Genomic DNA, 19,002 nt, shown 5'->3' on the forward strand with positions numbered 1-19,002 from the left:
GCACTCCGGCTAGACTGCGCAGGCACAACGAGCCTGCCTGCCGCCGATGATCAAGCCGTCCCTGCCGGACAACGAAGAGCAGCGCCTGCAGGCGCTGCAGCGCTACCAGATCCTGGACACCGCCAAGGAGCGATCCTTCGAGGATCTGGTGACCATTGCCACGGCATTGTGTGGCACCCGCATGGGGGCGGTGACCCTGGTCGACCGCGACCGCCAGTGGTTCAAAGCGCGCCAGGCGCTGGATGCCACGGAGACCTCGCGCGACATCTCCTTCTGCGGGCACGCCATCCTGCAGCCCGACCAGGTCATGGTGGTGGAAGACGCGTTGCAGGACCCGCGCTTCTTCGACAACCCGGTGGTGGTCGACGACCCGCATATCCGCTTCTATGCCGGCGCGCCGCTGCTCAGTTTCGATGGCCTGCCGCTGGGCACGCTGTGCGTGTTCGACGCCAACCCCGGGCACCTGCGGCCGGACCAGGCCCAGGCGCTGGCGGCATTGTCGCGGCAGGTGTCGCTGGTGATGGAGCTGCGCCGCTACGCGTATGAGATCCAGCAGCACATGCGCGACCGCGCCTGGTACGAACAGCGCCTGTCCGAATACAACGCCCTGCTTGAACAGCAGAACGCCGACCTGGCCGAGCAGAGCCGCACCGACCCACTGACCGGGCTGCCCAACCGGCGGGCGATGAGCCTGGCGCTGGAAGCAGCGGTCACCGATGCCGACGGACAACCACGGCAGACCGCCGTGGCCCTGCTGGACATCGACCATTTCAAGAACGTCAACGACCTGTACGGCCACGCCACCGGCGACCACGTGCTGGCTGAGCTGTCGCGCCTGCTCCGTGCGCATTTCGCCGGGCAGGGACTGGCGGCACGGTACGGCGGCGAAGAGTTCGTGGTGCTGATGCCCGACACCCCGCTGGGCACCGCCGAGCTGCAGTGCGACTTCCTGCGCATGGCCGTGGCCGACCTGCCGCTGGGCATTCCGTTGACGATCAGCATCGGGGTGGCCGCCCATCGCCATGGCGACGGCGTGGACCAGACCCTGGCACGTGCCGACGCGGCGCTGTACCGGGCCAAGCATGAAGGCCGCAACCGGGTGGTGCGCGCGGACTGAGCCGCGTCGCACCCCCTGCGAACGCGCTGCCGCAGACTGACGGGCCTTCCACGCCGAGCCTTGCGCATGCTGCAGACCCTTGCCATTGCCAACTACCGCTCACTGCACCATCTGGTGGTGCCGATGGAGCGCCTGAACCTGGTCACCGGCGACAACGGCAGCGGCAAGTCCAGCCTGTACCGCGCGCTGCGGCTGTTGGCCGAAACCGCGCAGGGCAGCGTCGCGGCGGCCCTGGCCGGCGAGGGCGGCCTGGGCTCGGCGCTCTGGGCCGGTCCCGAACAGATCGACCGGCGCATGCGCCAGGGCGAGATCCCGGTGCAGGGCACGGCCCGCGCCCAGCCGGTGTCGCTGCGGCTGGGCTTCGCCGCCGAGACCTTCGGATATGCCATCGACCTGGGGCTGCCCGTGCCCAGCCGGTCGATGTTCGATCTGGAGCCGCAGATCAAGTCCGAGTGCATCTGGGCCGGGCCGTTCCTGCGCAGCAGCGCGCTGCTGGTGGAGCGCCGTGGCGCGCGCGTGCGGCGCCGCAGCGGGCAGGGCTGGGAAGGCCTGGACGAACCGCTGTCGGCCTTCGACAGCGTGTTCACCCAGCTGGCCGATCCCCAGCGCATGCCGGAAGTGATGCAGTTGCGCGAGTACATCCGGCGGTGGCGCTTCCACGACCATTTCCGCACCGACAGTGGCGCGCCGGCACGGCAGCCCACGCTGGCGATCCGCACCCCGGTGCTCAGCCACGATGGCCACGACCTGGCGGCGGCCTGGCAGACGATCCTGGAAATCGGCGATGCGCCTGCGCTGGTCCGCGCGGTGGACGATGCCTTCCCGGGCGCACAGGTACACATCGACGCACACGAGGGACGCCTGGCACTGAAGTTCTCGCAACCGGGCCTGTTGCGGCCACTGGCGGCGACGGAACTGTCCGATGGCACGCTGCGCTACCTGCTGCTGGTCGCCGCGTTGCATACACCGCGACCGCCGCCGCTGATGGTGCTCAACGAACCGGAAACCAGCCTGCACCCGGACCTGTTGCCTGCGCTGGCGCGGCTGATCATCGCGACCAGTGCACGCAGCCAGCTGTGGGTGGTGTCGCACGCCAGCCGGCTGATCGCGGCACTGCAGGCCGCACCGGCCTGTCACACCATCGGGCTGCACAAGCCCTTCAGCCGAACCGAGGTGATGGGGCAGGGGCTACTGGACGCACCTGCCTGGCACTGGCCGTCGCGCTAGGTGCCCAGCGTCGATCGGTACGGCGCGGCGTTCAATCGGCGACGTTGTGCGCCTCGGACGTGCCCAGGATCTCCGGGTGCTGCACCCGCTTGCGCCGGTTCAACAACGGGTGCAGGAACACCGCGCCGACGATGATGGCCACGCCGACGTAGAACACCGGGGTCAGCTCACGCTGTTCGCTGAGCAGCACCATCGCCAGCAGGATCGCGTACACCGGCTCCAGGTTGGTGACCAGCTGCGAGGTGTAGGCACTGATGTGGCGCAGCGCGACCAGGGCCAGCGCAAACGGCAGCAGGGTGCAGACCCCGGCCAGCACCAGCAGCAGCACGCCGTCGTGCAGGCTGGGCACCACCCACAACGGGCCGGCCAGCGGCGGCAGCAGGAACGGCAGCAGCGGTGCCAGCACGGTCAGGGTGACGGTACCGGCACCCAGTTCCAGCGCCGTCACCGTGAGCGGGTCGGCATGGCTCACCAGGCGCTTGTTGAGCGACCCGAACACCGCCACCAGCAGCGCCGACAGCGCCCCGATCAGCACCCCCAGGCGCATGCCATGCGGCACGCCGCCCACCACCAGCGCCACGCCCGGCAACACCGCGATGCCGAAGGCCAGTTCGCGCAGCCGGAACGGTCGCTTGGCCACCCAGGGTTCGATCACCGCGGTGAACACCGGGGCCAGCGCGATGCAGGTGGCGGCCACCGATGCATTGGCCAGCTTCACCGCGCCATAGAAGGTAAGCCAGTGCAGCGCGACCAGCGCGCCGACTCCGCAGTAGCCGGCAAACAGCGCCGGCGACAACTGGCGCAGGCCGCGCCAGACCCGTGGCAGCACCGCCAGCATCGCCACCACCAGCAGCATGCGCCACCACACCAGGGGCAGTGCGGGCAGGGTGATCAGCTTGCCGAGGATGGCGGTAATGCCCCACAGCAGCACACAGAAATGGATTTGCAGCAGCGCGCGGCGGGTATCGGTCATCGGCATCGCGATATTGTGCGGCAAGCGGCGGCCGACCGCGACAACGCCGCGGCAGCTGTCATGGCATCCTGCGCACATGCAGCCCCGTGCCCACTCCCCGCATCCGCCCGCCGCCGCCCCTGCCGTGCCCTCCGCCCGGGCGCGCGCCTGGGCCGGCCTGACCGCCGTCATCGCCGTCGCCTCGATCACGCTGCAGTACGCGGTGCTGCTGGCCTCGGTGGGGGACACTGGCGGCACCGGGCAGGCGCTGCTGCGGCTGCTGGGCTACTTCACCATCCTCAGCAACATCGGCGTGGCCGCCGTCTGTCTGGCGCGCCTGCGGGGACGCACCGGCGGCATGGCCGCCCCTGCACCCAGCGCCGCGGTGGCGGTGTATATCGGCATCACTGGCCTGGTCTACGTGCTGGTGCTGCGCACGCTGTGGCACCCGCAGGGTCTGCACTGGTGGGCCGACACCGGCCTGCACTACGTGGTTCCGGTGTTGTACCTGCTGGGCTGGCTGGCCGGCCCGCACGGGCAGCTGCGCTGGCGCCAGCTGGGCGGCGTGCTGCTGTTCCCGGCGCTCTACCTGGGCTGGGCGCTGCTGGTGGGGCGATGGAGCGGGCAATATCCGTATCCGTTCCTTGATCTGGCGGCGCTGGGCGGCATGGGCGTGGCACGCAACGCGGCCGTGGTGGGGTTGGCCTTCGTGGCACTGGCCGCGCTGCTGTGGCGGATCGACATGCGGATGGGCGCGCGATCGCGCACCGTGGGGTAGGTATCGACCGTTGGTGGTTACGGGTTTGACGCAGGCCGCAACGGCAGACGACCAACGGTCGGCTTTACGTGCGCAAGCCAAGGCAGCCGGGCCGAGCCCGGCTCTACGCGTGGGCAAGCCAAAGCAGCCGGGCCGAGCCCGGCTCTACGCGTGGGCAAGCCAAAGCAGCCGGGCAGAGCCCGGCTCTACGTGGCGCCTACGCGGGCCAGCTGGTCGCGCAGCGCCAGCGCCGCGCCTGGGTTGCGCTGCTTGGCCGCACCAATGAACAGCATGTACACCTCGCGTGGGCCCGACGTCGGTGCTTCGGGGGCCACATGCGGCAGGTCCGGATTGTCCTCGCCGCGGGCCCAGCGCATCGCACGCAGGCACCATTGTTCGAGTGCGCGCTCGGGGTAGCCGGCGCGCAGGTTGGCGCGGGCGTGCATCAGGCGCACGTAGACGAAGTCCGCAGTGGGGTCGGCAAAGCTGGGGTAGTCGTTGGAGCCACTGAAGACCAGCGCGGCGTTGTGCGCGCGCGCCACCGCCACCAGGTCCGCGCTCCAGGCGGCCGGGTTGCGCACCTCCAGCGCGTGCTGCAACGCGCGCCCGTCGGCCTTGCGCGGCAGTTGATCCAGGAACCGGTCGAACTCCTGCGCGCCCGCCGGATGGGTGTCGCCGAACTGCCACACCAGCGGTCCCAGCCGATCACCCAGCGCGACGATGCCATCGATGAAGGCCTCCGCACGCGCGCCCACCGTCGTCAGGTCATGGGTCTGGGTGACGGTGCGGGGTGCCTTGGCCGAAAAAAGGAACCCGGGCGGGGTCTGCTCGCGCCACTGCGTGTAGATGGCCGGCTTCTGCGCCCGGTAGAAGGTGCTGTTGATCTCGATGCAGCCCAACGCCCGGCTGGCGTGCGCCAGCTCTTCGCGTTGCGGCAGCCCGGCCGGGTAGAAGGTGCCGCCGCGCCACCCCGGAAATACCCAGCCGCCGATGCCGGTACGGATGCGTCCTGCTGTCGTCATGCGCCGTCCGCGTGGGCGCGCCACGGGTCGTAACTGCCGAACCACCACAGGTAGCCTTCCAGGTCACGGCACGCGTAACCGCGGCCGCCGTAGCCCTGGTCGGCGATGTCCATCACCACCTGCGCGCCGGCGGCCACGGCGCGCGCGTAGTGCGCATCCGGATCGGCCACGATCACGCATGCGCTCTGGGTCTGGCGGCCATCCACCTCGTCCGGGTGCACGCTGTAGCGGCCCCATTCGCTGGCGTTATCGACCGAGCCGAGCATGATCATGCCGTGGCCGTAGATCAGCTGCGCATGGTGAACGACCTCGCCGTCGGCATACACCGCCTGCGGCTCGAAGCCGAACGCGCGCTGCAGCCATGCAATGGCCGCATGCGCATCGCGGTAGCGCAGACAGGGGATGACGGTGGATACGGTATCGGCAGGCGCGGTCATACAGGGCTCCGGGGCGGTCCGCCTTCTGGCACAGGCGAGCCTGAGCGCCCGCGCGTTACCATCGTGCGAAACCCGGCCCTGGCGCGCCTGCGCGCCTCAACGCCCCCGCGACACGCAACTGGAGACACTGCTTGAACACATCCTGGATCGGAGGCGTCGTGCTGCTCGCATGCGCACCTTTGGCATCGGCGGCGGTGCCGGCCGAACTGCAGCGGCTGGACGCCACGGTGGAGCGTGCGCGCAGCACATTCGACGTCCCCGGCATCGCGGTGGCGGTGGTCAAGGACGGCCAGGTGGTGTTCGAACGCGGCTACGGCGTGCGCGAGCTGGGCAAGCCGGCGCCGGTACAGGCCGATACCCTGTTCGCCATCGCCTCCAACACCAAGGCCTTCACCGCCACGGCGCTGAACCTGCTGGCCGAGCAGGGCAAGCTGAAGATGGACGACCGGGTGATCGACCACCTGCCCGGGTTCCGCATGTCCGACGCCTACGTCACCGGCGAGATGCGCATCCGCGACCTGCTCTCGCACCGCAGCGGCCTCAGCCTGGGCGCAGGCGACCTGCTGTTCTGGCCAACCACGACCTACAGCAACCAGGAGGTGGTCGCTCGCCTGGCCAAGGTGCCGCTGAAGGCCGGTTTCCGTGACCGCTACGCCTACGACAACATCCTGTATGCGGTGGCCCAGCAGGTGATCGAGCAGGTGTCCGGGCAGTCCTACGCCGACTTCCTGCAGCAGCACATCTTCACCCCGGTCGGCATGACCGGCACCCGCTACAACGCCGATCACCTGCAGCCCGGGGACAGCGCGGCCGTTGGCCATGCCAAGTACGACTTCAAGGCCCTGCGCACGGTGGCGCCGCTGACCTGGTCCAACAACGCCGGTGCGGGCGGCATCTATTCCAGCGTGCATGACATGGCGCGCTGGATGAACGTGCAGCTGGCACACGGCACGCTGGAAAACGGCACGGCGTTGTTCAGCGCCAAAAGCCAGCAGGGTATGTGGCAGATGATCACCCCGCAGGTGGTGCCCGAACCGAGCGTGCCGCAGCTGGCGGCCGCGCGTCCGAACTTCGCTGGCTATGGCGAAGGCTGGAGCCTGAGCGACTACCGGGGCCAGAAACTGGTCTGGCATACCGGCGGCTGGCCGGGCATGGTGTCGCGCGTGACGCTGGTGCCCGAACAGAAGCTGGGCATCGTGGTGCTGACCAACCAGGAAGTGGGCGCGGCCTTCAACGCGATCACCATGGATGTGCTGGACGCCTACCTGAATGCACCGCAGACCGATTGGGTGGCGGCCTATGCCGCCGCGGTGGCCAAGGCGCAGGACAAGGCCGACGAGGGCTGGGCCAACCACCAGGCCGCACGCGACGCGAAGTCCACGCCCTCGCTGCCGCTCGGTGGCTACGCGGGCGGCTACCGGGACGCGTGGTATGGCGACGTCTTCGTCGAGCAGAGCGCCGGCAAACTGCGGCTGCGCTTCGGCAAGACCGCGCAGCTGGTGGGCAGGCTGGACCACTGGCAGCACGACACCTTCATCGTGCGCTGGGACGACCGCTCGCTCAACGCCGATGCCTTCGTCACCTTCAGCCTGGACCCGGACGGCAAGGTCCGCGACGTGCGCATGCAGGCGATCTCGTCGTTGACCGATTTCAGCTTTGATTTCCAGGATCTGCTGCTGGTGCCGATCAAGGCCGACGCCAAGGGCTGAACCGCACGCGCGGCGTGAGCCGCAGGTAAAGGCATGCAGCAGGCCGCGGTGGGATAATCGCGGCCTGCTTTGCTTCGGGGTAAGGGAATGTTCCGCTGGTTCGAGTCGCTGATTCCGGTTTTTCCGCCCATCGACGGGCGCATGCCACCGCGCAAGGTCGTGCCGTTCTACATCCACTACCTGCGCCCGGTGTGGCCGGTGCTGCTGGCCACGCTGATCGCCGGGCTGCTGCTGGCGCTGGTGGAAGTGGCGATGTTCGACTTCCTCGGCCGCATCGTGGACATGGTGGCCGAACAGCCCGGTGCGGGGTTCTTCCAGCGCCATGCCAATGACCTGGTGTGGATGGTGGTCATCACCGTGCTGCTGCGCCCGGTGCTGGTGGGCCTGCACAACCTGCTGGTCAACCAGGCGATCGTGCCCGGGCTGAGCAACCGCTCGCGCTGGCTGATGCACAACTACGTGGTGCGGCAAAGCCTGAGCTTCTTCCAGAACGATTTCGCCGGCAGCATGGCCAACCGGGTGATGCAGACCGGGACCTCGCTGCGCGAATCGGCCGTGCAGATGGTCGATTCGCTCTGGTACATCGTGGTCTACACCGGCACCGCGCTGTACCTGTTCGCGCAGGCCGACTGGCGGCTGATGATTCCGTTGCTGCTGTGGATGGCCGCCTACGTGGTGATCATGTGGTACTTCGTGCCACGTGCGAAGGAGCGTGCCTGGATCGCTTCCGAAGCGCGTTCCAAGGCGATGGGCCGCATCGTGGACGGCTACACCAACATTCCGACGTTGAAGCTGTTCGCCCACGGCGGGCGCGAGCAGGCCTATGTGGCCGAGGCGATCGACGAGCTGGCGGCCAAGCACCGTCGCCAGACCCGGGTGACCACCGGCATGGACCTGACCATCGCCATCGTCAACGGCTTCCTGATCGCCGGTACCTGCGGCCTGGCGCTGTGGCTGTGGAACAGCGGACACATCAGCGTGGGCGCCATTACCCTGGCCACGGGGCTGGTGATCCGCATCCACAACATGTCCGGCTGGATCATGTGGACCATCAACGGGATCTTCGAGGACATCGGCACGGTGCAGGATGGCATCACCACCATTTCCCAGCCGTTGACCGTGCAGGACCGCGACGACGCAACCGCGCTGCAGGTAACCCAGGGCGGCGTGCATTTCGACCACATCCATTTCCACTACGGCAAGACGGGCGGGGTGATTGCCGGGCTGGACCTGGTGGTGAAGCCGGGCGAGAAGATCGGCCTGGTCGGCCCGTCGGGTGCCGGCAAGTCGACGTTGGTGAACGTGCTGCTGCGGCTGTATGACCTGGAAAGCGGGCAGATCCGCATCGACGGTCAGGACATCGCCAGCGTCACCCAGGAAAGCCTGCGTCGGCAGATCGGCGTGGTGACCCAGGACACGTCGCTGCTGCATCGTTCCATCCGCGACAACCTGCTGTACGGCCGCCCCGACGCCACCGACGCGCAGCTGCGCGCGGCCGTGGCCAAGGCGCGCGCGGAGGCCTTCATCGACACCCTGCGTGATGGCGAAGGCCGCCAGGGCTACGACGCACACGTGGGCGAGCGCGGGGTGAAGCTGTCCGGCGGCCAGCGCCAGCGCATCGCCATCGCGCGGGTGCTGCTCAAGGACGCGCCGATCCTGGTACTGGACGAGGCGACCTCGGCGCTGGACTCGGAAGTGGAAGCGGCCATCCAGGACAATCTGGACGAGTTGATGGCGGGCAAGACGGTGATTGCCATCGCGCACCGGCTGTCCACCATCGCGCGCATGGACCGGCTGGTGGTGATGGACCAGGGGCGGATCGTGGAAACCGGTACGCACGCCGAGCTGATCGCTGCCGGCGGGTTGTACGCGCGGTTGTGGGCGCGGCAGACCGGAGGCTTTGTCGCCGCCGACGCGTGATGGATGCCGACCGTGTCGGTCGGCTGCACCGCCCGTAACACCACAAAAAAACGACCCGGTTCGCACCGGGCCGTTTGCCTGTCCGACGAGGAACCCGGCAGTGCTTACTCGATCGGCTGGTCCAGCATCAGCTGGCGCGCGAAGCGCACCGGCGGGGCGCCGTAGGACAGCATCTGGTCGTGGTAGGCCTTCAGGTTGAACTTCGCGCCCTGCTTGTCCTGCACGGCCTTGCGGGTGTCGAAGTGCTCCTGCGCACCGACGAAGTAGGTCGGCAGCTGGGCCGAGGTCAGCTGCGCACGCACCCACTTGCCCGACGCTTCGCTTTCCTGCTGGAAGGCGTCGTGGGTCATCAGGTGCATCGCCTGCTCACGCGTCCAGTTGTCCACGTGCACGCCCTGGTCGAGGATCGCGTTGGAAATGGTGCGCAGGTAGAACTTCAGCTGCACCAGGTGGAACAGCGGATCGTTGTCCAGGTAGCCCTGCTCCTGCATCATCCGCTCGGTGTACACCGCCCAGCCTTCGGCGAACAGGCCCGAACGCAGCACCGCGCGCAGCGTGGACGGGAACTTGCCCGAATGCCAGCCTTCCAGGTAATGGCCCGGCGTGCCTTCGTGGATGCTCAGCAGGTGGATCATGCGGCTGTTGTATTCGCGCAGGAACGAGTCGACCTGCTTGTCGTTCCAGTCGTCGGGAATCGGCGAGACCGCGTAGAAGGTCTTCAGGTTCTTGTCCAGCGGACCCGGCGAATCGCAGTAGGCCACGGCCACGCCGCGCTGGAATTCGGGCATCAGGATGATGTCCACCGGCGAATCGGGCAGGGTCATCAGGTCATGCTTGCGCACGAACTCGGTGGACTGCGCCAGCGCGGCCTTGGCATCGTCGACCACCTTGTCGCGGGCCGGCTTGTCAGCATAGGCCAGTTCCAGTGCCGCTTCGATCGCCGCCTGCTGCTGTTCGTCGCTCGGGTTGGCCGGCAGTGCCGGGGCACCGGGCTTGTCCTTGAGCACGGTCTGCGCGATGCCGTACATGTCCTGACGCACGCGCTTGAGTTCGGCGCGTGCACGCTCGCCGATCTCGGCGCGCGACAGCGAGGAGTTCAAGGCGAACTTCAGCTTCTGGTCGTACAGCTCCGCACCGATGCGGAAGTCGCCCTTGGCGTTCGGCACCAGGGTCTTGTCCAGCCAGGTCTGCTGCTCTTCGACGGCCTTCTTCAGGCCATCGATGGCGGCCTGCAGGCGCTTGCCGTCTTCGGCCGGCAGCTCGCCGATGTGCGGGGTGATGAAGGTATCGACGATGCTCAGGATGCCGCGGTTCTGCTTGGCCACGGTCTCGGCGTGGATCTTCGGCACGCGGGCCGGGTCCAGGTTCTCGCGGGCCTGGGCGAAGATCTGCGGCAGCTTCTCCATGCGCGCGGTCGCCGACTTCAGGCGCTCGGGCAGCGGTGCGAACTCGCGTGCCATCAGGCCGTAGATCGCGCTGCCGGCAACGCCGTTGTAGATCTGCGGATCCCACTTGGACGACTGCAGCACCTCGGCGCTCCAGATTTCCGACTGCAGCTGGTTGCGCAGGATCGCCGCGTCCACCTGGTTCTCGCGCGAGAGCTTGCTGACGTCGATGCGGTCCAGGTCGGCGACAAGGCCCTTGTAGGCCGTCAACATCTTCTGCTGGCCGGCGGCGCTGAGGTCGTCGATCTCCGCATCGTAACGGTGGTCGCCGATCTGGGTGGCGCTGATCGGCGACAGCTGCATCCAGGTATCCAGCGCGCGCTTGGACAGGTCGGCGAAGGCGGCGTCCACGGCGGCATCGCCGGCGGGGGCAGCGGCGGCCGGCGTACCGGGGGCGGCGGTCGGGGCGTCGGCCTGCTGGCAGCCGCCAAGGGCGGCGATCAGGGCGAGGGCGAGAAGATGCTGGCGCATCGGCGATCCTGTGCTGTGGTCAATCGCCGAGCATAGGCCCCCGCGCCCGGCCGCGCCCGTGCCATTGGATTACCATGGTCCTTTCCCAGCCGGAGGGTGCGCCATGCAGTACGAAGGGAGCTGCCATTGCGGGCAGATCGCGTTCGTGGTCGAGGCGGCCGAGCCGATCACCGAGGCCCTGGACTGCAACTGTTCGCTGTGCCGTCGCCGTGGTGGCCTGCTCTGGTTCGGCCCGCGCGAGGCGCTGCTGCTGACGACCGATCCGGCCGACGTGGCCACCTACCAGTTCAACCAGCACCACCTGGAACACCACCACTGCCGCACCTGTGGCACCGCCCCGTTCAGCGAGGGCGTGGACCCCCGCAGTGGCAGCAGGATGGTGGCGGTCAACGTGCGGTGCCTGCCCGGGGTGGACCTGGACGGGCTCACGATCAATCGCTACGACGGAGCAAGCAAATAATGAAAGGGACGCTGTGGCACCCCAAGGGTGCGTGGGCAGGGATGCTGGTGCTTGGGCTGGCCGGGTGCGCGGCCCAGAATCACGGCGAAGCGGCGGCCGCTGCGGGCAGCGCCGGTGCACTGGCCTCGCCGGAAGGGGCGATGCTGGCCTACGAGCACGATCTGGACATTACCCTGGACGCCGCCGGCATCGCCCCGCGCGTGAAGCAGATCGCCGAGGCCTGCCAGTCCGCGCGCTTCGGTGACTGCGCGGTGCTGCAGGTGGGCCAGCAGGGCGGCGAATACCCCAGCGGGTCGGTAAAGGTACGGATCGCGCCCAAGGGGGTGGAGCCGCTGATCGGCCTGGCCGGGCAGGGCGGTGAGGTGGCCTCGCGCAACACCCACGCCGAAGACCTCGCCCAGCAGGTGGCCGATACCGCGCTGACCAAGGCCCGCCTGCAGAAGGAACACGAGCGGCTGCTGGCCTACCAGGACAGCAAGGACATCAAGCTGGCCGACCTGCTCACCATCACCCAGCGCCTGTCGGAAATCGAGGCCGGGGTGGAGCAGGCCAACAAGGACGCGGCGCAGCAGCACCGCCGCATCGATACCCAGTTGGTGTCGATGCAGTTCCACACGCCGTCGGGGCAGCGCAGCCGCAGCGAAATCGGCGAAGCGCTCAGCGAATCCGGCGCCGTGCTGACCACCAGCGTAGCCTTCCTGATCCGCGCGCTGTCGGCACTGCTGCCGTGGGCACTGGTGGGCTGGGTGTTCGCCTGGATCGGCGCCCGGCTGTGGCGTCGTCGCAAACGCCGTCTGGCCGCGCAGGCCAGCTGAGCCGGATAGGCGCGGTGCCGGTCAAGGCCGGCACCGCGCAGCCATCAGCCTTCGTCGTGCTCGTATTCCACGAACACGTCCAGCTCCAGGGCCAGTTCCTGCACGGCATCGCGCACGCGCTGGGCGGCAAGCGGGTTGCCCACCTCCACTTCCAGCTCGTGGATGCCCGGGCCGATGTCGTCGGACAAGCCGGCCGAGCTGGAATCGTCATCGTCCATGTGCGGCATCAGGTCGTCGGTTTCCTCAACATGCTCGATGCCTTCGATGCTCTGCAACAGGTCGGTGATGGCACGCGCGTCGTCATCGCTGCCGGTAATTCTGAGTCGCAACAGGGCCATGGAACACGCCTTGGGGGAAAGGAACCCCAGCCTAGCCAGCGCGTGGACAAGGCCGGGTGAGGATGGGCGCTACCGCGCACCGGACAGTGCGGGCCGTCCCAGCAGTTCGTCCGGCAGCGCCGGGATCGGCGTGCGCTCATCCAGCGCTTCGCGTTTGAGCCAGTCCATGAAGGCCACGGCGGTAGGGCTGAGTGGGCGGTGCTCGGCATGCACCACGTAATAGGCATACCGCGCCTTCAGTGCCGGGCCGGGCAACCGCACCAGTTCATAGCGTTGCAGATACGGTTGGGCGATGTGCTTGCGCGCCAGCACCGCGCCGATGCCGTACACCGCCGCGCGCATCGCGTCGGTGCTGTCGCTGAAGGAATGCACCGACGGCAGTTCCAGACCGCGTACTCCCGCAGCGCGGAACCAGTCGCGCCAGCCCTGCGGTGACATGTCGCTGATCAGGGGCAACGCCGCGATCTGCGCCGGTTCGCGCAGGGCCGCCACGCCAGCCAACGCGGGCGACGCGACCGGGCACAGTTCGTCGTCCATCAGGTGATGTGCGCGCAGGCCAGGCCATTGGCCCAGCCCGTAGCGGATGCCCAGTTCCGGTCCGGTGTCGTCGAAGCGCACCAGTTCGGTGCTGGTCTGCAGTTCGATGCGCACCTGTGGGTACTGGGCGGTGAAGCGGGCCAAGCGTGGTACCAGCCAGCAGTACGACAGCGAGCGGATGGTGGTCACCCGCAGCGGCACGATGTCGGCCTGGGGATGCAGGTTGCCGGCCACCGCGTTGAGATCGCTCAAGGCCGCAGCCGCGGCGTCGGCCAGCTGGCGCCCCTCCGCAGTCAACCGTACCCCGCGCGCGTGGCGCTGGAACAGCACCGTGCCCAGCAGCACTTCCAGCTTGCGCACATGGTGGCTGACCGCACTGGCGGTGAGGTGCAGCTCCTCGGCGGCATGCGCGAAATTCTGGTGGCGCGCGGCAACCGCGAACACCCCCAGCGCGGGCAGCAGGGCGGGGCGCAGGATCATGGATGAGACCCAAATGAAATTTGTGGCTTGCCCGGATACTACGCGCTTGTGGGCCCATGCCGGTAGGCGGATGCTGTGTCCCTGTCCCCTGGAGCCGCCCCCATGTTGCCGTCCGCGACCGCCATTCAGCCACGCATCTGCCTGTTGTCCGGGGTGCGTCCATGAGCGGCGCACCGCTGGCGAGCGCCGTGGTCGAACGCGACTGGCGCACCCCGCTTGAACTGACCGTGCTCGGCGCGATCTGGGGCTGCTCGTTCCTGTTCATGCGCGTGGCGGTGCCCAGCTTCGGGCCCTACGCGCTGGTGGAAGTGCGCCTGCTGCTCGGTGCGTTGGTGCTGTTGCCGTTCCTGTGGCAGGCCCGCGCGCAGTTCCCGGCGCGGCGCTGGTTGTGGTTGGCGCCCATCGGGGTGATCAACTCGGCCATTCCGTTCGTGCTGTTCGCCTGGGCCGCACAACGCGCCCCGGCCGCGATCGGCGCGATCTGCAACGCCATGACCGTGTTGTTTGCCGCGCTGATTGCCTTCCTGTTCTTCGGCGAAAAGATCGGCATGCGCCGCGCCATCGCGCTGCTGGTCGGCTTCGCCGGCGTGGTGGTGCTGGCCACCGCCAAGGTGTCGGGGCTGAGCATCGGCGCGGCGGTCATCGCCGGCGCGTTGGCTGCATTGCTGTACGGCTTGGGGGTGAATCTGGTGAAGCGGCACATGAGCGGCTTGCCGCCGGCCGCATCGGCCGGCGCCACGCTCGGGTGCGCCGCCATCGCGCTGCTGCCGATGGCGCTTACCCACTGGCCGGCCGCCCCGATCCCGACCGTGTCCTGGGTCTGCGCCATCGCCCTGGGCGTGGTCTGCACCGGCCTGGCATTCCTGATGTTCTACCGCCTCATCGCCCGCATCGGCCCGGCCCGCGCCTCCACCGTTACCTACCTGGTCCCGATGTTCGGCGCGCTGTTTGCGTGGCTGTTCCTGGGCGAAGCGGTGACCTGGGCGATGGTGGTCGCCGGCGCGTTGATCCTGGGTAGCGTGGCTGCGTCGCAGAAGCGGTAGGCCGTGCGTGTGCCGTTATCTCACCGGCACCGCGATGTTGCACAGGTCGATATGTCCCGCCGGGCGCTTGTAGAAATCATCCACCCGGTTGCGGCGTGCCTCCACCACATCGGCAAACGTCTTCGATTCGGTGCGCAGCACTTCAAGCTTTGGCCGCTGCGCCGCCGGCACGTCGCTGGCGCGCTGGATCGACTGGATCGCCGTGCGCTGCGCAGCGTCGGCGTAGAAGCCCATCGGCGCCGGCCCACGCGGCAGCGCGCTCAGCAGCTCCATCCCTTGCAGCACCCGCCCCACCACCGTGATGTTGCGGTCCAGCTGGCGCGGCGACTGCCCCGTCACCACGTACAGCTCCGCCCCGATGCTGCTGTCTTCCTCGTTGCTGCGGCCCGCACCCAGCGTGCCGTAGCAGTGCGCCAGCCATGTCTTCCCGTCCTGCCTGTCCTGGCCCACCGGGAAACCATCGACGAAGCCGGTCTGGTCGGCCCAGCCGTCACGGTCGGGCAGCACGCTCACTTTCAGCCCCTTGCTGTCGCGCTGGAACTCGGCCGGGAGCTTGCGCTTGGCACTGCCGAGCGGCTTGGCCTTGGCCGCATCGTCGGCATCGGCGTCGCCGAACTGCACCACGAAGTTGTCTTGGGCCCGGTAGATGCTCTCGCCATCCCAGAAGTGCTCGTGTGCCAGCGTCTGGATGTTGGCCACGTGCTGCGGCGCGAACGCCGGGGCCAGCTCGATCGTCACCCGCCCGGTCGGCAGGGTCATGTACAGCACGTTGGCCGGGTCCGGCGTGCGCCAATCGCTGGCCGGGGAGGCATCCAGGATCTGCTGGGGGCTGCGGTAGGGCGTGGCCGCGCTGGCCACTGCGGGCAGCAGGCAGGCGAGGGCGAGGGCGGTCAGGGCAAGGCGGCGATGCTGTGGCATGGGATCCCCGGAACATGAACGAGGTCCTGATTCTGCGCGAGAGTGCGCGCCTGCGCCACGGTGGCGTGCTGGCCCGATCGATGCGTATGCGGCACGATGGTCATCCTCCCCATGGAAGCACGCGATGTGATGTCGCACCTGGAAGCGCCCGAAGCCGCACTGCGCGTGATGATCGACCCGATCCTGAAGGCGGTCGTCGAAGAAGGTGCAGACCGCGTGTGCTGGCTGCAGGCGTTGCCGCCACGGGGCCTGTTCGATCTTGATGAGCGTCGACGCAGTTGGTGGGCCCCCAACGATGATGGACTGCTCGCTTGCCTGCAGGCTTGTCCGGATGCGCCGGTTGAAGTACAGGCGGTGGCACTGTTCCTGGCGGGCTCCGATGGCAATGGTCACACGCGAGAGGCTGCGCTCCGGAAGATGCGTTCGGTGCCCGGCCATCTGACCCTGTCCTGTGCCTTGCTCCGCTGCAATGACTGGGTGGTCGAGGTGCGTGTCGTGGCACAGGAGGTGGTGATGAGTCTCCTCGGGAAGTGCTCGGTGCAGCACGTGCTGGCGGCCTGGCCGATTGCAGTCCGCTTGCGGGATGCGCAGCGCGTGCAGCGGGACTGGCTTGAGGGAACCCTGTTCGCCTGGCTGTCATCGCCCTCTGCTCAGGTCGTACTGGAAGGGCTCTTGGGCCATACCGATGCACGAACCCGGCTGGCGGCCTACGCCATCGCTCTGGAGATCCATCCGGACCAGGCGAAACTGCGCGCACACGCGCTACTGGACAGTGATCCACATGTCTCGCATCTGGCGCTTGAACATCTTCTGAAACACGGCGAGCCCGCACAGGTCGAAGCGCAATGCGTCCTCGCATTGTCCGCCCCCTCGAGCAGGGTGCGTGGCGCGGCACTGCGCGCGCTGGTCGAACGCGAAGCGCCTGGCCTCGATGCGTACATCGACGCTGCTGTGTTCGACGGTTCGCGCAGTGTGCGCAGGTTGGCGGCGTGGTTGCTTCAACAGCGTCAGGCTACCCCTGCAATCCAATTGTGGCGCGACGAGCTCAAGCACCGTACACGCGGGCGCTGGCGCGAGGCATTGGAGGCTCTTGGCGATCATGCCGAGGCTGGCGATGTGCATGAATTGCGCACCCTGCTGCCCCAGGTGTCGGCGCGTCATCAACGCAACTGTCTGCGCGGCTGGCTACGGGCCGAGGGTGGCGCCAGTCTCGCGTTCTTGCGTGTGGCGCTGGAAGCGCCAGGACGGACGGTGAACCAGCTGTTGGCGGGCGCGACAGCACTGTGGGCCACCGAGTTGGATCCGGCGCGGCTCCTGGCGTTCTGTCACGACGGTCCTTCGCCCGTGGCGCAGTCTGGCCTGCTCGGACAGTTGCCGATGCTGCCCTTGTGGCAGCACCTCGATCTGCTGCTGGACGCAGTACCGCAGCGCCCCGATGAGCGTGCCTGGCACCTGCAACTGGTGGAAAACTGGCTTCGGGTGAGCCGGCGCTACTCGCCGCTGGGGGCCGCTCGTCGGCAGGCGTTGGTCAGCCGCCTTGAAGAGGGCAGGCACGCCCTGGCGGATCCGGCCGCCGCGCAGGTGCTCGCTGCAATACGCCAGACTTGAAACCCGCTCGCTGTTGCTGACGAAGGCAGCGCTGAACTCCCAGAGCAACAGCGAGGTGGGCGAGGGCAGACAGGAGAGGGATTCGCTTTCCAGAGAGGCAAGCCGGTTGGCGGAGAGCTATCCCGGGCAGGCAGGTGGCCGACGGACTCCCAACCGGCACGGTGACTAAGGGCACATTCGCTATACCGGACTTCACACTAGTGTTGACTCCACGCTAGTTGGAGAACGCGATGAGCGACTACGACGCCCACCTGAAGAAGTTCCAGAAAGAGCTCAGCGCCGGCACGGTCTCGCTGGGCCTGCTGGCGGTGCTGGCCAAGGCCGGCGAGCCGCTGTACGGCTACCTGATTGCCAAGGAGCTGGAGCGGGTCGGCGAGGGGGTGCTGAGCGGCAAGCAGAGCGCGCTGTACCCGGTGCTGCGCAACCTGGAAGGGGCCGGGTTGCTGGAAAGCCATGTTGAACCGTCGATGGCCGGTCCGCCGCGACGCTACTACCGCATCAATGACACGGGCCGTGAGGTGCTTCGGCAATGGACCGCCGCGTGGCGCGCCACCCGTGATTCCGTCGATTCCGTCCTGGAAGGGGTAAGTGAATGAACATTGCGTCCGTGGCCGGTCGGGCCTTGCCGACCATCATTCCCGAATACCTGGCGCAGCTGCGTGCCGCCCTGCATGACGCCGATCCGGCGATGGTGCAGGACGCGCTGTACGACGCCGAAGAGTATCTGCGCTCCGAACTGGCGGCCCAGCCCGGCCGCAGCGAGGCCGAGGTGATCGCCGACGTCGCCAGCAGCTACGGTGCGCCGGAAGAAGTGGCCGATATCTACCGCGAAACCGAAATCACCGTGAACCGCGCGCTGCGTACGCCCAGCGCGGGGGCAGCGCCGCTGCGCCGGGCCGTGGTGGCCGCTGGTACGGTGGGTGGGGTGGCGGCCGCGGCGAGCATCGGCACCCCGCCGCCGGCCACGCCCAAGCCGCGCTCGGCGCTGGCCCGGTTCTTCGGCGTGGCGCTGGAAGCCCGCACCTACGGAGCGCTGTTCTACATGCTGCTGTCGCTGGCCACCGGCACGTTCTTCTTCACCTGGGTGGTGACCGGGCTGTCGCTGTCGCTGGGGCTGATGGTGCTGATCATCGGCATTCCGATCACCGTGCTGTTCTTCGGTTCGGTTCGCGGTCTGTCGCTGCTGGAAGGGCGGCTGGTGGAAGCGCTGCTGGGCGAACGCATGCCACGCCGGCCCACCTATTCCGATCGCAGCCGCAGCTGGCTGCAGCGGGTGGGCGACATGTTCACCGATGGCCGCACCTGGCTGACGCTGCTGTACTTCGTGCTGATGCTGCCGCTGGGCATCGTGTACTTCACCATCGCGGTGACCCTGCTCTCGATTTCGCTGACCTTCATCTGGGCGCCGGTCGCGGCCTTGTTCACCGGCGAGATCCCGGGCATCTACATCGAAGGCGAGCAGATGCTGTCGATGTGGGCCACGCCGCTGCTGGCGGTGGCCGGGGTGCTGCTGCTGTTCGTCACCCTGCACCTGGCACGCGGCATCGGCCACCTGCACGGGATGATGGCCAAGCACCTGCTGGTGCGGCTGTAATTCCCGACCGTTAGCCCAGGACCGGTAGTGGCGGGGGGGGGGGGGGGGCCCGCCGGGGGGGGGGGGGGGGGGGGGGGGCCCCCCCCCCCGCCGCCGGGGGGGGGGGGGGGGGCCCCGGAGGTGGTGGAGACGCAGAAAAACGAGCGGGGAGG

Annotated in this window: 18 protein-coding genes; 11 read left to right on the forward strand and 7 right to left on the reverse strand. The window is 68.3% G+C overall.

Features of this window, described 5'->3' with window-relative positions; translation table 11 throughout:
- Positions 1-46 precede the first annotated feature (46 nt).
- Positions 47-1,117: a sensor domain-containing diguanylate cyclase gene (locus ABIA71_RS20095; RefSeq protein WP_354287648.1), complete on the forward strand. Its 1,071-nt coding sequence runs from the start codon at positions 47-49 to the stop codon at positions 1,115-1,117.
- Positions 1,118-1,183: 66 nt separating this feature from the next.
- Complete coding sequence (locus tag ABIA71_RS20100) at positions 1,184-2,344, forward strand: AAA family ATPase (protein ID WP_354287650.1); 1,161 nt, start codon at positions 1,184-1,186, stop codon at positions 2,342-2,344.
- A gap of 31 nt (positions 2,345-2,375) precedes the next feature.
- Here the strand turns inward: ABIA71_RS20100 and ABIA71_RS20105 are convergent, their stop codons facing one another.
- Positions 2,376-3,323, reverse strand: a complete 948-nt coding sequence (locus ABIA71_RS20105; RefSeq protein WP_354287652.1) for a DMT family transporter — start codon at positions 3,321-3,323, stop codon at positions 2,376-2,378.
- Positions 3,324-3,393: 70 nt separating this feature from the next.
- Between ABIA71_RS20105 and ABIA71_RS20110 the strand changes: the two genes are divergently transcribed.
- Positions 3,394-4,074 (forward strand): Pr6Pr family membrane protein, encoded by a 681-nt coding sequence (locus ABIA71_RS20110; RefSeq protein ID WP_354287654.1) that lies wholly within the window; start codon positions 3,394-3,396, stop codon positions 4,072-4,074.
- A 185-nt stretch (positions 4,075-4,259) separates the two neighbouring features.
- On the opposite strand, the gene ABIA71_RS20115 is transcribed toward ABIA71_RS20110, so the two are convergent.
- Positions 4,260-5,075: a DUF72 domain-containing protein gene (locus ABIA71_RS20115; protein ID WP_354287655.1), complete on the reverse strand. Its 816-nt coding sequence runs from the start codon at positions 5,073-5,075 to the stop codon at positions 4,260-4,262.
- A complete protein-coding gene (locus tag ABIA71_RS20120) occupies positions 5,072-5,512 on the reverse strand; it encodes a VOC family protein (protein WP_354287657.1) in 441 nt (146 codons plus the stop codon). The genes ABIA71_RS20115 and ABIA71_RS20120 overlap by 4 nt, the downstream gene beginning before the upstream one ends.
- Before the next feature lie 131 nt (positions 5,513-5,643).
- On the opposite strand from ABIA71_RS20120, the gene ABIA71_RS20125 reads away from it, so the two are divergent.
- Positions 5,644-7,221, forward strand: a complete 1,578-nt coding sequence (locus tag ABIA71_RS20125) for a serine hydrolase (protein WP_354287658.1) — start codon at positions 5,644-5,646, stop codon at positions 7,219-7,221.
- Between the two features lie 87 nt (positions 7,222-7,308).
- Positions 7,309-9,141, forward strand: a complete 1,833-nt coding sequence (smrA, locus tag ABIA71_RS20130; RefSeq protein WP_354287660.1) for a multidrug efflux ABC transporter SmrA — start codon at positions 7,309-7,311, stop codon at positions 9,139-9,141.
- A gap of 104 nt (positions 9,142-9,245) precedes the next feature.
- Here the strand turns inward: smrA and ABIA71_RS20135 are convergent, their stop codons facing one another.
- Positions 9,246-11,057: a DUF885 domain-containing protein gene (locus ABIA71_RS20135; RefSeq protein ID WP_354287662.1), complete on the reverse strand. Its 1,812-nt coding sequence runs from the start codon at positions 11,055-11,057 to the stop codon at positions 9,246-9,248.
- A 103-nt stretch (positions 11,058-11,160) separates the two neighbouring features.
- On the opposite strand from ABIA71_RS20135, the gene ABIA71_RS20140 reads away from it, so the two are divergent.
- Positions 11,161-11,517: a GFA family protein gene (locus ABIA71_RS20140; RefSeq protein WP_354287664.1), complete on the forward strand. Its 357-nt coding sequence runs from the start codon at positions 11,161-11,163 to the stop codon at positions 11,515-11,517.
- Entirely contained in the window at positions 11,517-12,332 is an 816-nt protein-coding gene (locus ABIA71_RS20145) for a DUF4349 domain-containing protein (protein WP_354287666.1), read from the forward strand. The genes ABIA71_RS20140 and ABIA71_RS20145 overlap by 1 nt, the downstream gene beginning before the upstream one ends.
- Positions 12,333-12,376: 44 nt before the next feature.
- Here ABIA71_RS20145 and ABIA71_RS20150 read toward each other — a convergent pair whose 3' ends face one another.
- On the reverse strand, positions 12,377-12,670 hold the full coding sequence (locus ABIA71_RS20150) for a hypothetical protein (RefSeq protein WP_354287668.1): 294 nt from the start codon (positions 12,668-12,670) through the stop codon (positions 12,377-12,379).
- Positions 12,671-12,739: 69 nt separating this feature from the next.
- Complete coding sequence (locus ABIA71_RS20155; RefSeq protein WP_354287669.1) at positions 12,740-13,687, reverse strand: LysR substrate-binding domain-containing protein; 948 nt, start codon at positions 13,685-13,687, stop codon at positions 12,740-12,742.
- A 161-nt stretch (positions 13,688-13,848) separates the two neighbouring features.
- Between ABIA71_RS20155 and ABIA71_RS20160 the strand changes: the two genes are divergently transcribed.
- On the forward strand, positions 13,849-14,730 hold the full coding sequence (locus ABIA71_RS20160; RefSeq protein ID WP_354287671.1) for a DMT family transporter: 882 nt from the start codon (positions 13,849-13,851) through the stop codon (positions 14,728-14,730).
- Between the two features lie 15 nt (positions 14,731-14,745).
- Here ABIA71_RS20160 and ABIA71_RS20165 read toward each other — a convergent pair whose 3' ends face one another.
- Positions 14,746-15,648 carry a peptidylprolyl isomerase gene (locus ABIA71_RS20165; protein ID WP_354287673.1) on the reverse strand — a complete coding sequence of 301 codons (903 nt, stop codon included), beginning with the start codon at positions 15,646-15,648 and terminating at the stop codon, positions 14,746-14,748.
- 111 nt (positions 15,649-15,759) lie between these two features.
- Between ABIA71_RS20165 and ABIA71_RS20170 the strand changes: the two genes are divergently transcribed.
- The 3 genes from ABIA71_RS20170 to ABIA71_RS20180 all read left to right on the forward strand — a co-directional run bounded on the left by ABIA71_RS20170 (position 15,760) and on the right by ABIA71_RS20180 (position 18,850).
- Complete coding sequence (locus ABIA71_RS20170; protein ID WP_354287674.1) at positions 15,760-17,256, forward strand: hypothetical protein; 1,497 nt, start codon at positions 15,760-15,762, stop codon at positions 17,254-17,256.
- A 230-nt stretch (positions 17,257-17,486) separates the two neighbouring features.
- A complete protein-coding gene (locus tag ABIA71_RS20175) occupies positions 17,487-17,852 on the forward strand; it encodes a PadR family transcriptional regulator (RefSeq protein WP_354287676.1) in 366 nt (121 codons plus the stop codon).
- On the forward strand, positions 17,849-18,850 hold the full coding sequence (locus ABIA71_RS20180) for a sensor domain-containing protein (RefSeq protein WP_354287678.1): 1,002 nt from the start codon (positions 17,849-17,851) through the stop codon (positions 18,848-18,850). The genes ABIA71_RS20175 and ABIA71_RS20180 overlap by 4 nt, the downstream gene beginning before the upstream one ends.
- The last annotated feature ends 152 nt before the right edge of the window (positions 18,851-19,002 follow it).

This window comes from Stenotrophomonas sp. 2619 (genome assembly GCF_040548725.1).
GTDB lineage: Bacteria > Pseudomonadota > Gammaproteobacteria > Xanthomonadales > Xanthomonadaceae > Stenotrophomonas > Stenotrophomonas maltophilia_AP.